The organism is Psychromonas algarum (genome assembly GCF_004376845.1).
Taxonomy (GTDB): domain Bacteria; phylum Pseudomonadota; class Gammaproteobacteria; order Enterobacterales; family Psychromonadaceae; genus Psychromonas.
Map to the genome: position 1 here is coordinate 1 of NZ_SNUW01000022.1, position 14,457 is coordinate 14,457.

Consider the following 14,457-nt stretch of genomic DNA (forward strand, 5'->3'; position numbering starts at 1 on the left):
TATCTCAGTTCTATTTTTACCTTCAGTAAAATGTGAAACCGCAATTAGTTTTAATCGGAGTCTAGCATTAGATGTCGCGTTAATTAGGGCTGTAAAATCGTGGGTCATATAAGCTCCTTCAAAGAAGGACTATTAGATCACATAATTAACGGAATTGGTATAAATTAGGAGAGCAATGCAAGCCGTTTACAGGCGAGGTATATGTTACCAATAATGATTGGAGTTTTTACCTTAGTGATACTATTTGGGCTCCAATTGATGATAAATGTGGTCTTTGGCGAATGACTTTGAAATTAGATGGAAGTGTCATTGCAGATAAAACTTTTTAATGTTTTATTAACTGAATTTAATTCATCATTTAATCGACGTTTTGCATTTATATTAAAAGGTAGATCATAAAAAAGCCTTTAATAATTGCTTATTAAAGGCTTTAACGTTTAAGTTATATTTAGCACATTACAAAATGTAACGAGTTAAGTCTTCATCTTGTACAACTTCATCTAACATATTTGCTACATAAGCTTCATCAATCGTAATAGAGTCGCCTGAACGCTCAGTCGCTTCGTATGAAAGCTCATCCATAATATGCTCCATCATGGTATGTAAACGTCTTGCACCAATATTTTCGGTTGTTTCATTTACCTGCCAAGCTGATTTAGCTATTTTATTAATACCAGATTCAGTGAAGTTAATTGCTACACCTTCCGTAGCTAGTAGAGCTTGATATTGTTCACTTAATGATGCTTTTGGCTCTGTTAATATACGTGCTAAATCTTCTTCACGTAATGCTTCTAATTCAACTCTGATTGGTAAACGGCCTTGTAACTCAGGAATTAAATCTGATGGCTTAGCAACTTGGAAAGCACCAGAAGCAATAAACAACATGTGATCAGTTTTTACCATCCCATGTTTTGTTTGTACCGTAGAGCCTTCAATTAATGGCAATAAATCACGTTGAACGCCTTCACGAGATACGTCTGGACCTGAAGATTCACCACGTTTACATATTTTATCTATTTCATCGATAAAAATAATGCCATTATTTTCAGCTGCATAAATTGCTTTTTCTTTTAAATCTTCTTGGTTAATTAATTTTGATGCTTCAGATTCTATTAGTGCTTTTAAAGCATCTTTAATCTTCATAGTACGTTTTTTAGATTCGTTCTTATTACCTAAATTCTGGAACATGCCTTGAAGTTGATTTGTCATCTCTTCCATACCTGGAGGAGCCATTATTTCTACACCAATTTGTGGTACAGGCACATCTATTTCAATTTCTTTATCATCAAGCTTACCCTCACGTAATTTTTTACGGAAAGATTGTCTTGCTGGGCCTTCTTCTGCAACTTCAGTATTATTTACATCCCATTCTGTTGCTGTTTTAGCTGGCGGAATAAGAATATCTAAAATACGGTCTTCAGCGAGATCTTCTGCTTGAATTGTTACTTTTGCTAGTTCTTGTTCTTTTGTTATTTTAATTGCAGCTTCAACTAAATCTTTAACGATACTTTCAACTTCTTTACCTACATAACCTACTTCAGTAAACTTTGTTGCTTCTACTTTGATAAATGGTGCATTTGCTAATTTAGCTAATCGACGTGCTATTTCAGTTTTACCAACACCTGTAGGGCCAATCATTAAAATATTTTTTGGAGTAACTTCTTGGCGAATGTCTTCTGCTAACTGCATTCGGCGCCAGCGATTACGTAATGCAATTGCAACAGCTCTTTTTGCTTTGCTTTGGCCTATGATGTGACGATCTAGCTCATGTGCTATTTGTTGTGGAGTCATATTATTAGTAGTCATATATATTCCTATTCTTTTATTGCTACGTCAGCATCAAATTCGATACATTCAATTGTTTGATTAGTATTAGTAAATACACAAATGTTGCCAGCAATAGTTAATGCTTTTTCTACTATTTCTTGTGCAGATAGATCTGTATTCTCTAGTAATGCCATTGCTGCAGATTGTGCGAAGTTACCACCAGATCCTATTGCAATAAGATCGTTTTCTGGTCTAACAACATCACCGTTACCTGTAATAATGTATGAATGCTTTTTATCAGCTACGGCTAGCAAGGCTTCTAATTTTCTTAACATGCGATCAGTTCGCCAATCTTTAGCTAACTCAACTGCAGCACGTTCTAAATTCCCTTGGTGAGCTTGTAGTTTTGCTTCAAATCGCTCTAATAAAGTAAAAGCATCCGCTGTACCACCTGCAAAGCCGGCAATAACTTGATCGTTATATAAACGGTGTACTTTACGTGCATTGCCTTTCATTACTGTGTTACCAAGTGATACCTGACCATCACCACCGATAACCACTTGATTACCGCGACGTACAGAAACAATAGTAGTCATATTGATACCTTTTTTGTTTATAAATAGAATAAGAATGCCAATTTTATTGGCTTAATGAATATAAAATGGGGGAGTTTTTATTGAATTCAAGGGGAAATAGGTAAAGAAAAGGAGAACATGAGTTCTCCTTGATAATAATGCTTTAACGCCAAAACCAGATTTGACAGCCATCTATTCTAGCGCGTTGTAATTTATGACGTTGTCTTTCAGCTAAACGCTTGCGCTCATACGGTCCTAATATCACACGATACCAATTACCTGTTTTTAAAACTTGGCTTTCTAAACCTTGAAATGCAATTTTAGCTTTTAATGATTCGGCATCTTTTTGATGTCTAAATGAACCACATTGCATTTGATAAGGTAGAGTTGGTTTTTTCTTTTCTGGAATATCAACCTTAACTTCTTTGGTTTTTAATATATCAACGTAATCCCATTTCGGTTGAGGTTTTTCTGGTAAAACTTCTTCCTTTACTACTTTTTTTTGTTTTGGTTGTGCGGGCGGTTTTTCAACTGCGAATACAAAATACAAAATAAAGGCAATTAATAATACAGCCACAAAAGTAGCTATATAAGGAAAACCTTGTTTAGTTTGCTTACGCTTGCTATTTCTTTTACCAGCACCGCGCTTAGCTGGTTTTTTTCGTGTAACTCTAACCATATATTACATACGTTCCAATGTGTTAATGCCTAACAATGCTAAACCTTGTTGTAGGGTTTTAGCTGTTAGTCCGGCTAATTTTAAACGACTTTGTTTTTGCGTTTCATTTTCTGCTATTAAAATTGGACATGCTTCGTAAAAGCTTGAGAACAAACCTGCTAGTTCAAATAAGTAAGCACATAGAAAATGCGGCATACCTTGTTTGCCTACTTGATTAATAATTTCGTTAAATTGCATTAATTTATTAGCTAAGTCTTTTTCTTTCTCTTCTGTAAAAGAAACATCGGCAGTAATACTGTTTAGTTCAATTCCTGCTTTATTAAAAATACTAGCAACACGCGTGTATGCATATAATAAATAAGGTGCAGTATTACCTTCGAAACTTAGCATGCTATCAAAGCTGAAAGTATAATCACTAGTACGGTTTTTTGATAAATCTGCGTATTTTACAGAAGAAATACCAACAACAGAGGCTATATGACGTAATTCGTCTTCTGCCATATCTTGATTTTTTTCTTTTACTAATTCGTATGCACGTTCTTCAGCTTCAGTAAGTAAATCAGCTAACTTAGGTGTTGAACCTGCACGTGTTTTGAAAGGTTTACCATCTTCCCCCATTACAGTACCAAATGGCATATGTTCAAGAGAGGTACCTGTTTTAACAAACTCAGCTAAGCGTGCAACTTCAAAAACTTGTTGGAAATGTAGACCTTGGCGAGCATCTACAAAGTATAAAACACGATCTGCATTTAATACTGATTGACGGTAACGAATAGCAGCTAAATCAGAAGTGGCATATAAGAAACCACCATCTTTTTTCTTGATAATAACGGGTAGTGGTTCACCTTCTTTATTTTTGAAGTTATCTAAGAAAACACATTTAGCACCCTGGCTTTCTTGTAATAATCCTTTGTTATCTAATTCTTCAACAACAACAGCTAAGTCTTTATCGTATGCGCTTTCACCTCGGACATCTTCTAAGCTTAAGCTAACGCCCAAACGTTCGTAAGCTTCTTGGCAATGTGAAATACTGATCTCTTTAAATTCTTTCCAAAGTGTTAAGCATTCAATATCACCACTTTGTAATGCAACAACAAGATCTCGAGCTCTATTTGCAAATTCTTCTGACTCATCAAAGCGGCCTTTTGCTGCACGGTAGAATACTTCTAAGTTTGCTAGGTTCTTGTTGATCTCTTCACCTTTAGCTCGTAATTCTTCCATGTAGGCTAACAACATACCAAATTGTGTTCCCCAGTCACCTACATGGTTCTGACGAACTACATTATGGCCTTGAAACTCTAGAGTACGAGTAACTGAATCACCGATAATAGTTGAACGTAAATGTCCAACATGCATTTCTTTTGCTAAGTTTGGTGATGAATAATCAATGACAATAGTTTGTGGAGTAGCCGTTAGATCAACATTTAAACGAGCATCAGCAAAAGCACTGTCGATTTGTTTTTCAAGATAATTTGGATTGATAAAAAAGTTAATAAAACCAGGCCCGGCAATCTCAGTTTTAATAATCAATTCTGAAGCAGGTAGATTTTTAACAATAAGCTCTGCTAGTGCACGAGGATTCTGCTTTGCGGGTTTTGCTAACATCAACGCAAGGTTGTTTGCAAAATCACCGTGAGATTTGTCTTTAGTTCGATCAATGGCAATACGTGGTTGAATATCAGCAGGTAAAATCTGTTGAGCCTGTAAAGCTTCAACTGCTTGTTCAAGTAGGTTTTGGATTAATGTTTTCATGGATAACTCACCAATTGATTCTGACAAATAAAGTAGTCAGATTCTACCGTTTATCGGTGATGAAGACTAGGGAGTAAATTGATAACAATGCCTAAAAGGCTAATATTCTGAAGACTTTTAGGCATTAAAATTAAATGGGCTTACATGTGTTCAAATTCATGACTTACCATGACTACTTGATGTAGCATCTCTTCTTCTCGACTGATTAAATTTTCAATCGTTGTCTCTACTTCAGTTGTTGTATTTTTAGGCGAGGCTGTTTGCATTATTTCAATAAGTTGCATATCAAACTGTATAGCTAATGTAACTACATTTTCAATGGTTAATTTAGGTTTTAATTTGAAAGTTTTACAGCGTAAAGGAAAGCTATGATCAGAAAAATCATTTAACCAAGTGTTTAATAAGCTAATTGGTGCTTGTTGAGCAAGCTGATGTAAATGAAGATAGGATATTTGTTCCTTATTTTTCATATATTCTAACAACAGCTTTGCTTTTTCATCTCCAGCTTCAAGACTTAAGCGCTGATAAAGATCAGCTAATGCTTTGTGACAATCTTCGATGTAAAGCAAAAAATCTTTAATTAATTTACCGCGCATAATTAACTCCTCCTTTAATCGCATATTTCTGTTTAAAAAATAAACAGAATGCTGTTAATATTAGTTAACTTTTACTATTTAGCTGTAATAAATTATGAGTTTTGCGATCAACCTTCTCGTCTTTTTAATACTGTCTTATTTAAATCGCCTCTAAACGAGCATAAGTTGTCATTAACCATTTACTGCCAACTCCCATAAAGTGTACTTGTAAGCGACTATTTTCACCGCTACCTTCTTGTGCAGTAATGGTGCCCTCTCCAAATTTAGCATGCATAACTTGTTGGCCTAATTTAAAGCCCTGAATATCTTGTGTTATAGCTAACTTGGGTTTTCTTCTTTCAGGTTGAGCTCTACGCACTTGAGTTTTTAAGCGAATAAATTCTATATTTTCTTCAGGAAGTTCACTGATAAATCGAGAAGGAGCGTGGAATTTTTCCTGTCCGTATAAACGACGGCTTTCTGCGTGACAAAGTGTCAGTTTGACCATTGCACGTGTTAACCCTACATAGCATAAGCGGCGCTCTTCAGCTAAACGAGTTTCATCTGTAGCTGATTGTTGACCTGGGAACATTCCTTCTTCAACACCAACAATAAACACTTGTGGGAATTCTAAACCTTTAGCTGCATGCATGGTCATGAGTTGAACTGCATCTTCAAATTCATCTGCTTGGTTGTCACCTGATTCTAATGCTGCATAAGCAAGAAAAGCAGTTAACTCTTCCATTTCCTGCTCTTCTTCTGGAATAACAAAAGATTTTGTTGCAGAAACTAGCTCTTGTAAGTTTTCAATACGACTACGTGATTTCTCACCTTTTTCAGCTTCAAACATTGCCACTAAACCTGAATGAGTGGTTATGTGATCGACAATTTGAAATAAAGGTAGTTCAGAGGTTTCATTTTTAAATCGATTAATTAAATCTAAAAAACCTCCTAAAGAGCTTTTTGCAGCAGGGCTTAATAAATTATTTTCAATAAGATAATTACTTGCTTGCCATAAGGTATAACCTTGTTCTCTAGCACAAAGTCTTATTTTATCTAAACTGGTGTTGCCTATTTTTCGTTTGGGCTTATTTACAATACGCTCAAATGCGGCGTCATCTTGATGATTATTCATTAAACGTAAATAAGCGATACTATCTTTAATTTCTAAACGATCGAAGAAACGCTGTCCGCCATAAATATGGTAAGGAATTTGTTGCGCCATTAATTGCTCTTCAAATAAACGTGATTGTGCATTACTGCGATATAAAATGGCACATTCACTTAGTTTATTACCTGCATTTTTCCATGTTTGTAATTGACTCGTTACATAACGAACTTCATCATAATCATTAAATGCACTGTAGATAGATATGGGTTCGCCGTCTTCACCACTCGTCCATAATTCTTTACCTAAGCGGTCGCTATTATTTTGAATAAGTTTATTGGAGGCTTTTAGAATGTTGCCAGTAGAACGGTAGTTTTGCTCTAAGCGGATAGTTACAGGAGAATTTTTTTCTTTTAAAAAACGCTGTATATTTTCAATATCCGCACCACGCCAACCATAAATAGATTGATCATCATCACCAACAATTGTCAGATAATTATTATTATCGGTTAATAGGGTTAACCAAGCATATTGTAATTTATTAGTATCTTGAAATTCGTCTACTAAGACATGTTGAAAACGTTGCTGATAATGTAAAAGTAATGCGGAGTTATTTAATAACAGCTCATGAGCTCGTAATAGTAATTCTGCAAAATCAACTAAACCAGCAAGCTGACAGGCTGCTTCATAGGCTTGATAAACTTGTAGGCGTTGTTTTTCTTGTACGCCAAATCCAGGATCAATATGCTTTGCTCGCAAGCCTTCATCTTTTTTATCGTTGATATACCATTGCAACTCTTTCGCTGGGTAGTATTTCTCATCTAAACCTAGGCTCTTGATAATGCGTTTAACCATTTTTTGCTGATCATCACTATCAATTATTTGAAACTGTTCCGGTAAACCTGCTTCTTGATAATGCAAACGTAATAGCCGATGTGCTATGCCGTGAAAGGTACCAATCCACATGCTGCCAATGTGTTGTGGACAAATATCTGTAATACGACCACGCATCTCTTTAGCTGCTTTATTGGTAAAGGTAACGGCTAAAATGCCATAAGTTGGAATATGATTAACTTGCATTAACCAAGCAATTCTATGAGTTAAAACACGTGTTTTACCACTACCTGCACCAGCGAGTACCAGCATATTTTGCTCTGGAGCTGAAACGGCTGCGCGTTGATGATCATTTAAACCATCGATGAGGTAAGATACGTCCATAAAAATGCCTGTTTATTTATTCAGTAGATAGGGCACTATACCGAAACATAAGATAAATGTGAATATTCCATGTTTCGATAATCGTTTTAGTGGTGCTCTGTGGTGAATATATTTAACTTATAGAATTTTTAATAACTCTTGTAGATCTGGTATTTCAATACTAGGTAATAATTTTGCACCATCTAAATTAACTTTGTGTGGATTAAACCAAACGGCTTGTGCATTATTATTTTGTGCTCCATAAACATCGCTTATTAAATGGTCTCCTACATGTAAAATATCGCTAACTTGTATATTCAATTGCAAAGCAGCTTGCTGAAAAAGATCCAAATGTGGTTTGCTGTTTAAACCATTTTCAGCTTTTAATACACATTTAAATTTATTATGTAAACCAATCTGCTTAACGTCTACATTACCGTTAGTAATGGCTATGATGGGATAATGAAGTGCGAGTTCTTCGAGTACTTTGATACTTTTTTGTGGAACAGAAAAATCACTGCGTAATTCAAGAAATTTTTGCAAAGCTATTTCTGAATATTTAATGGCGTTTACCATTGGAATGCCATACACCACCATGACACGTTTTAGTATTTCTTTACGCCATAAAGAAACGTCATGCTGTAATGCAGGAGCCTCTTTTACTAATAAATCTTTATAAAGTCCCCATTTCCTTACATCCAATTGTTCAAGTTCAGGGTAGGTTGTGTTTAAGTAATTAATAAAATCAAGTTCAGCTTTTATGATGATTGGGCGGTTATCATATAAGGTGTCATCTAAATCAAAGCTGATTGCTTTATAAGGGCGTAATGGCCTATAAAATATCATTTGTTTTCCCAATCTTTATTTTTTACGTTTCGCGCGTGGATGTGCTTTATCATACACTTCTGCTAAATGTTGAAAATCTAAATGCGTATAAATTTGTGTGGTAGCAAGATCTGCATGACCTAACAACGTTTGTACTGCACGTAAATTTCCACTGGACTCCAACATATGTGTTGCAAAAGAATGACGTAATTTATGAGGATTAACATGCCCGGGTAATGATTGTTGTAATCCCCATTTTTCCATGCGCATTTGTACACTACGTGCAGAGATCCGTCTTTTTTGTTTTGATAGAAAAAGTGCTTTTTCACCAGGCTCTGTAAAATCAGTTCTTATCTTTAACCACTGTTTAATTGTTTCTACTGCTGTTTTGGTGATCGGCAATAGACGCTGTTTACTACCTTTACCTGTTACCATTATTTCTTTTTCTGATAATTTTATATCTTGTAAGTTAATACCGACTAACTCGCTTAAACGTAAACCAGATGAATACATTAATTCCATCATGCAGTGATCCCGGATAGTGAGAGGGTCATCTCCATTAATATCAAGTAGCTGATCCATATCGTCAACACTGATATTTTTGGGTAAAGGTTTATCTAGCTTTGGTGCAGAAACCCCTTTTGCAGGGTTAAAGGTGAGTAGATCATTTTTTACTAAATATTCAAGAAAAGAACGTAATGCAGAAAGTTTAGTAGCAATAGAACGTGCTTTAATACCTTTTTGGTGTAATTGTTTTGCGAGTAAACGTACTTGATGAGTATCGAGTTGCTGCCAAGTTTGAATATCTTTAGCTTCTAATAATGTGACAAATTCATTGAGGTTGCGTTGATAGTTATTAATTGTCACCAGGCTCAAGCCTCGTTGACTAGCTATGTGAGATAAGTAGCGTTCGATATCAGGTAATAAAAGATTCATATTAATTCTCACATAATAAAAAAGTGCACTTTAATTCAATATTTATTTGAATCAATAGGGCACTTTTTCTAATTTTTGGACTTTTTGTTATAGAAATACCAGTAAACTACTGAACTTTCAAATAAATTATTATTAGATCTGAATCTGTCCATCAAATACAAACTCAGCGGGACCGCTCATACGAACACTTTGTCCTGGTTGCCAAAAGAAGCGTAGTTCTCCACCGGGTAATTCAATACGGCAATGGGTATCAAGTTTTCCTTGTTGTTGCCCAACAACTGCAGCAGCACAAGCTCCTGTTCCGCATGCTAAGGTTTCACCTACTCCTCGTTCCCATACTCGCAATTTTGCGAATCCACTATCCACAATTTGTAAAAAACCTACATTCACTTTATTTGGAAAACGTTCATGCACTTCTAATAATGGACCAAGTGTTTCAACAGGAGCAGTTTCAATATCATCAACTAAAACAACACAATGCGGGTTACCCATCGATACAACACCACATAAAACAGTATGATCTTGCACACGTAAAATATAGGTTTTTTCTTCTTTCTGTGCTTCAAAAGGTACTTTTGCAGGCTCTAAAATAGGTTTGCCCATATCAACGATAATATTGCCATCTTGCTCTATTTTAAGTTGAATTTTCCCTTTTGCGGTGCTGACATTAATCACTCGTTTTTGGGTTAGTCCTTTTAATTTTACAAAACGAGCAAAACAACGAGCACCGTTACCACATTGTTCTACTTCACTACCATCTGCATTAAAAATACGGTAATGAAAATCTAAATCTGGATCGTATGGAGGTTCAACCATTAATAATTGATCAAAGCCAATCCCAAAGTTACGATCTGCTAATTTGCAAATCATCTCTTTAGAGAGAAATACATTTTGTGTGACATTATTAATGACCATAAAGTCATTACCTAAGCCATGCATTTTAGAAAACTCAATATTCATCTTAATTCTACTTTTACTAACAAAACTCATTAAAGTAGGGAGTAAATACTCCCTGATGCACTATGTAAGTTTCTACTAAGGTAAAACGTGTTCACCACGCCATAGGTCAATATGTTCTTCACGTTGGCGAACAACAAATGCTTTATCGCCATCAACCATTATTTCTGCTGGGCGACAACGAGAATTATAGTTTGAACTCATGGTTGCGCCATAAGCACCTGCACTACGAATTGCTAAATAATCACCTTCAGCAATTGCTAATGAACGCTCTTTTCCTAGGAAATCACCCGTTTCACAAATTGGGCCTACAATATCGTAAACACGGTTTGGGCGTTTTTCAGAATCATCTAGTTTATTGTTAAGTGGAATAATATTTTGCCAAGCACTGTATAGAGCGGGACGAATTAAATCATTCATTGCAGCATCAACGATCGCAAAGTTTTTGTAATCATTTAATTTTAAGAACTCAACTTTAGTCACTAAAATACCAGCATTTGCCATAATGGCACGACCTGGTTCAAAAATAAGTTTTAGTTTACGCTCTCCCATACGTTCAATAATTGCTTGCATATATTGAGCTGGCTCAGGAGGTGTTTCACCGTTGTATGGAACACCTAAACCACCACCTAAATCTAGGTGCTGGATCGTAATGCCTTGTGTCGCTAATTGATCAATTAATATTAATAATTTATCTAATGCTTCTAAGAAAGGTGCAATTTCAGTTAATTGAGATCCAATATGGCAATCAACACCTTTTACTTCTAAAAATGGCAGCTCATTTGCTAGGCCGTAAACAGTTGACGCTTGTTCTATTTCAATACCGAATTTATTTTCTTTTAATCCTGTTGAAATATAAGGATGTGTTCCAGCATCAATATTAGGATTAATACGAATTGAAATAGGTGCTTTTTTATTTAAAGATTTAGCCACATCATTAATGCGATATAACTCTGAAATAGATTCAACATTGAAGCAATGAATACCGGCTTCTAATGCGGTTGATATTTCGGTTTCTGTTTTACCAACACCAGAGAAAACCACTTTTTTAGGATCTCCACCTGCTTGCATTACACGTAATAATTCACCAACAGAAACAATATCAAACCCAGAACCTAAACGAGCCATTAGATTTAATACACCTAAATTTGAATTAGCTTTAACGGCATAACAAATTAAGTGTGGATGAGTACCTGCTGCTTGATCGAATGCTTTCCAGTGACGTTCAATTGTCGCTCTAGAATAGATATAAGCGGGAGTACCTGAGTTTTTGATTACATCTTCAACTGCAGTATCTTCTACTAATAGATGGCCATCGCTATGATAATTAAAATGATCCAATTTTAAATCCTTTTTTAATGCTGTTATTTATTAGTTATTATTACTGTCTTCGTTAATAACCGTTTCTGAAGCCTCTGATTCATTCTCTTCAGTTATTTTTTGATCTTCTTTTTTCTCTACACTTTGCTGTGTTTGTACTGGTTCTTTTTCAACTGCTGGTGGCGCTTCTCTATAAAGCGGTCCTGACATGCCACAACCCGTTAATAAGCTTGAAAAAAGTAGGGCTATCAAAGATAAATTCAGTTTTTTCATAGCTTCTCCTAGTTAAATATTTTTAGCTCTCTATAATCGCATTTCATAGTTAAAAAGCAAAGGAGAAGTAAATGACTGATAGTGAATTTCTTGAATTAGCGGATATGTTGTATCAAAAAATTGAAGATAACATTGAAGTTTCAGGTGCTGATATCGATTATGATCAAAATGGTTCATTGTTAACATTAGAATTCGATAATAGAACTAAGTTAATCATTAATCGTCAACAACCTTTACATCAAGTATGGCTAGCAACATTAGAAAACGGCCATCATTACGATTATAAAGATGGGTTATGGATTGATGATCGTAGTGGTGATGAATTATTAAGCTTTTTATCTGTAGCGATCACAAAACAATCTGGTGAAAAGGTTATCTTTAATTAAATTTAGCTGACATTTAACAGCATTTTTATTAACTTATTATTCTATAAATATTTATATAACCTACAAATATTAAAAATAATAATGCAAAGTTTGCAACTTATTTGAGCTGAATGGGTCGAGAATGTGAATATTTATAATTATTAACTAATGGAATGGTAAATAAGTATGTTTAAGTTATTTTTTTTGTATCCTTTGATTATCCTTGTGTGTGTTTGGTTAGCAAGTGATGTTGAAATCGGTGCTTCAGTTTATAAATTTGAAGATAATTATATTTCTCTACAGTTTCCTAAAAAAAGCATTCGTTCAGCAGGCTCAGACCCTTGGATTGATTTTTATTGGAATGCTGCATCAGCTCGCAAAGACATTGTAGATATTAAAGAAACAATTACTAATTAATACTTTGCTTCATTATATGGATATGTGGGGCTATAAATAGAGGGTAAATAATGAATACCATCGTTTTTCCTGGTTCATTTGATCCGGTAACTAATGGGCATCTTGATTTGATCACTAGGGCAAGTTTTTTAGCTGAAAGAGTGATCGTTGCTGTTGCAATTAATACCAGTAAACAACCTTTATTTGATTTACAAGAGCGCTGTGATCTACTTTGTTCAGCAACAGAACATCTTAATGGAGTTGAAATTATCCCATTTAGTGGATTGTTAGCCGATTTTGCCAAAATACACCAAGCACAAGCATTGCTACGAGGTATTCGTGGTGCAACTGATGCTGATTATGAAATTCAACTAGCTCAGGTTAATTACACTCTTGATATACAGTTAGAAACTATTTTATTACCTGCGCGAGCACAAACTGGCTTTATTTCTTCGACGGTAGTGAAAGAAGTTTTTAAACACCAAGGAAATATCAGTCAATTAGCGCCTGAATGTGTAAAACAAGCACTCATCAAAAAATATGCAAAATAAAGTTGTTAACTTACTGCCACTAGTGTTGGCAGTGATGACAATAAACGCTATTTCTAGCGGCTAACTTAACGGAAGTTAGTGGTTGCTTACAAGTAGGACATAATTCACCTGTTTTACCATAAACATACAGTGTTTGTTGAAAGTAGCCTGGTTTTCCATCTCCACCCACAAAATCTTTAAGAGTTGTTCCCCCTTGTTTGATCGCTTCATCTAAAATTTTCTTAATTGCATCAACCAATTGTTGGTAACGTTTTAGGCTAATATTGTTTGCTGTTCGGATTGGGCTGATACCTGCATGAAATAAAGCTTCAGTTGCATAAATATTACCAACACCGGTCACTACTTTTTGATCCATAATAAATTGTTTTACTGGTATTTTTCTATTTTTACCTAGTCGGTAAAGCATTTTGGCGGTGAATTCATCAGAAAGAGGTTCTGGCCCTAGAGTGTTTAATAATGGACTTTCTTCTGGTGTTAATCCTAACCATAAAATAGCACCAAATCGCCTTGGATCGGTATAACGCAGTAAACACTTTTGAAATTGAAAATCGACATGATCATGTTTTTGGGCTGGTTCATTCAATTGGCAAATACGTAAACTACCAGACATACCCAAATGAATTAATAAAGTACCATTTTCAAAACGTAATAATAAATATTTTGCTCGGCGATCGACATTTAATAATTTTTTATCTTTTAATAAATTTAATAAATTTGAGGGTATAGGCCAGCGTAATTGATGATGACGAAGTGTAATATTTGTTATGTTTTGATTGTTAATGTGTGGACTAATACCTCGTCGGCTTGTTTCCACTTCAGGTAGTTCTGGCATTTTATTCTCATTCTTTAATAAATATTTATAGATAACCATATCTTAATTATTTTAAGGAAGTAAGGTTTGTAGCTATTATTTGAGGTGTCATTATGTGGGTAGTAGTATAGGCGTCTTCGCTAGATACTGAGTTAAAGCAAAGATAAAATCAAGACAGGACTTCTTTGTCGTGGCTACAAGAGTTATTTATACCAATTCCGTTAATTATGTGATCTAATAGTACTTCTTTGAAGGAGCTTATATGACCCACGATTTTACAGCCCTAATTAACGCGACATCTAATGCTAGACTCCGATTAAAACTAATTGCGGTTTCACATTTTACTGAAGGTAAAAATAGAACTGAGATA

General features: G+C 35.0%; 15 protein-coding genes and 1 pseudogene. 4 read left to right on the plus strand and 12 right to left on the minus strand.

The genetic code is table 11. The annotated features are described in order from the left end of the window. Nucleotides 1-179: 179 nt before the first annotated feature. Nucleotides 180-329, plus strand: a pseudogene (locus E2R68_RS13480) (DUF3859 domain-containing protein); the annotation flags it as partial. Between the two features lie 127 nt (nt 330-456). On the opposite strand, the gene hslU reads toward E2R68_RS13480, so the two are convergent. The 11 genes from hslU to lptM all read right to left on the minus strand — a co-directional run bounded on the left by hslU (nt 457) and on the right by lptM (nt 11,964). Then, complete coding sequence (hslU, locus tag E2R68_RS13485; protein ID WP_134278203.1) at nt 457-1,806, minus strand: ATP-dependent protease ATPase subunit HslU; 1,350 nt, start codon at nt 1,804-1,806, stop codon at nt 457-459. 8 nt (nt 1,807-1,814) lie between these two features. After that, nucleotides 1,815-2,363 (minus strand): ATP-dependent protease subunit HslV, encoded by a 549-nt coding sequence (hslV, locus tag E2R68_RS13490; protein ID WP_134278204.1) that lies wholly within the window; start codon nt 2,361-2,363, stop codon nt 1,815-1,817. Nucleotides 2,364-2,505: 142 nt separating this feature from the next. Further along, complete coding sequence (locus E2R68_RS13495; RefSeq protein WP_134278205.1) at nt 2,506-3,021, minus strand: SPOR domain-containing protein; 516 nt, start codon at nt 3,019-3,021, stop codon at nt 2,506-2,508. Nucleotides 3,022-3,024: 3 nt separating this feature from the next. After that, on the minus strand, nt 3,025-4,773 hold the full coding sequence (gene argS, locus E2R68_RS13500) for an arginine--tRNA ligase (protein ID WP_134278206.1): 1,749 nt from the start codon (nt 4,771-4,773) through the stop codon (nt 3,025-3,027). Nucleotides 4,774-4,913: 140 nt separating this feature from the next. Further along, nucleotides 4,914-5,369 (minus strand): hypothetical protein, encoded by a 456-nt coding sequence (locus E2R68_RS13505; RefSeq protein WP_134278207.1) that lies wholly within the window; start codon nt 5,367-5,369, stop codon nt 4,914-4,916. 139 nt (nt 5,370-5,508) lie between these two features. After that, on the minus strand, nt 5,509-7,674 hold the full coding sequence (gene uvrD / locus E2R68_RS13510; RefSeq protein WP_134278208.1) for a DNA helicase II: 2,166 nt from the start codon (nt 7,672-7,674) through the stop codon (nt 5,509-5,511). 117 nt (nt 7,675-7,791) lie between these two features. After that, nucleotides 7,792-8,499, minus strand: a complete 708-nt coding sequence (locus E2R68_RS13515) for an HAD-IA family hydrolase (protein ID WP_134278209.1) — start codon at nt 8,497-8,499, stop codon at nt 7,792-7,794. 15 nt (nt 8,500-8,514) lie between these two features. Continuing rightward, complete coding sequence (xerC, locus tag E2R68_RS13520; RefSeq protein WP_134278210.1) at nt 8,515-9,414, minus strand: tyrosine recombinase XerC; 900 nt, start codon at nt 9,412-9,414, stop codon at nt 8,515-8,517. A gap of 132 nt (nt 9,415-9,546) precedes the next feature. Beyond that, nucleotides 9,547-10,374 carry a diaminopimelate epimerase gene (gene dapF / locus E2R68_RS13525; protein ID WP_134278211.1) on the minus strand — a complete coding sequence of 276 codons (828 nt, stop codon included), beginning with the start codon at nt 10,372-10,374 and terminating at the stop codon, nt 9,547-9,549. Between the two features lie 75 nt (nt 10,375-10,449). After that, nucleotides 10,450-11,712 carry a diaminopimelate decarboxylase gene (gene lysA, locus E2R68_RS13530; RefSeq protein WP_134278212.1) on the minus strand — a complete coding sequence of 421 codons (1,263 nt, stop codon included), beginning with the start codon at nt 11,710-11,712 and terminating at the stop codon, nt 10,450-10,452. A 30-nt stretch (nt 11,713-11,742) separates the two neighbouring features. Next, nucleotides 11,743-11,964, minus strand: coding sequence for an LPS translocon maturation chaperone LptM (lptM, locus tag E2R68_RS13535; RefSeq protein ID WP_134278213.1), 222 nt, complete (start codon nt 11,962-11,964; stop codon nt 11,743-11,745). Between the two features lie 71 nt (nt 11,965-12,035). Here lptM and cyaY point away from each other — a divergent pair, with 71 nt between their 5' ends. From cyaY to coaD, 3 genes are all read left to right on the plus strand, one after another. Next, a complete protein-coding gene (gene cyaY / locus E2R68_RS13540) occupies nt 12,036-12,350 on the plus strand; it encodes an iron donor protein CyaY (RefSeq protein WP_134278214.1) in 315 nt (104 codons plus the stop codon). 165 nt (nt 12,351-12,515) lie between these two features. Continuing rightward, a complete protein-coding gene (locus E2R68_RS13545) occupies nt 12,516-12,746 on the plus strand; it encodes a hypothetical protein (protein WP_134278215.1) in 231 nt (76 codons plus the stop codon). 50 nt (nt 12,747-12,796) lie between these two features. Beyond that, the gene (coaD, locus tag E2R68_RS13550) at nt 12,797-13,276 is read left to right on the plus strand and encodes a pantetheine-phosphate adenylyltransferase (RefSeq protein ID WP_208380256.1); all 480 of its coding nucleotides are present in this window, start codon (nt 12,797-12,799) and stop codon (nt 13,274-13,276) included. Nucleotides 13,277-13,295: 19 nt separating this feature from the next. On the opposite strand, the gene mutM is transcribed toward coaD, so the two are convergent. Beyond that, entirely contained in the window at nt 13,296-14,108 is an 813-nt protein-coding gene (mutM, locus tag E2R68_RS13555) for a bifunctional DNA-formamidopyrimidine glycosylase/DNA-(apurinic or apyrimidinic site) lyase (RefSeq protein WP_134278217.1), read from the minus strand. Between the last annotated feature and the right edge of the window lie 349 nt (nt 14,109-14,457).

Excerpts from the sequence above, each read along its gene's own strand:
- hslU (WP_134278203.1), bottom strand. The coding sequence starts at position 1,806 with ATGACTACTAATAATATGACTCCACAACAAATAGCACATGAGCTAGAT.
- hslV (WP_134278204.1), bottom strand. The coding sequence starts at position 2,363 with ATGACTACTATTGTTTCTGTACGTCGCGGTAATCAAGTGGTTATCGGT.
- E2R68_RS13495 (WP_134278205.1), bottom strand. The coding sequence starts at position 3,021 with ATGGTTAGAGTTACACGAAAAAAACCAGCTAAGCGCGGTGCTGGTAAA.
- argS (WP_134278206.1), bottom strand. The coding sequence starts at position 4,773 with ATGAAAACATTAATCCAAAACCTACTTGAACAAGCAGTTGAAGCTTTA.
- E2R68_RS13505 (WP_134278207.1), bottom strand. The coding sequence starts at position 5,369 with ATGCGCGGTAAATTAATTAAAGATTTTTTGCTTTACATCGAAGATTGT.
- uvrD (WP_134278208.1), bottom strand. The coding sequence starts at position 7,674 with ATGGACGTATCTTACCTCATCGATGGTTTAAATGATCATCAACGCGCA.
- E2R68_RS13515 (WP_134278209.1), bottom strand. The coding sequence starts at position 8,499 with ATGATATTTTATAGGCCATTACGCCCTTATAAAGCAATCAGCTTTGAT.
- xerC (WP_134278210.1), bottom strand. The coding sequence starts at position 9,414 with ATGAATCTTTTATTACCTGATATCGAACGCTACTTATCTCACATAGCT.
- dapF (WP_134278211.1), bottom strand. The coding sequence starts at position 10,374 with ATGAATATTGAGTTTTCTAAAATGCATGGCTTAGGTAATGACTTTATG.
- lptM (WP_134278213.1), bottom strand. The coding sequence starts at position 11,964 with ATGAAAAAACTGAATTTATCTTTGATAGCCCTACTTTTTTCAAGCTTA.
- cyaY (WP_134278214.1), top strand. The coding sequence starts at position 12,036 with ATGACTGATAGTGAATTTCTTGAATTAGCGGATATGTTGTATCAAAAA.
- E2R68_RS13545 (WP_134278215.1), top strand. The coding sequence starts at position 12,516 with ATGTTTAAGTTATTTTTTTTGTATCCTTTGATTATCCTTGTGTGTGTT.
- coaD (WP_208380256.1), top strand. The coding sequence starts at position 12,797 with ATGAATACCATCGTTTTTCCTGGTTCATTTGATCCGGTAACTAATGGG.
- mutM (WP_134278217.1), bottom strand. The coding sequence starts at position 14,108 with ATGCCAGAACTACCTGAAGTGGAAACAAGCCGACGAGGTATTAGTCCA.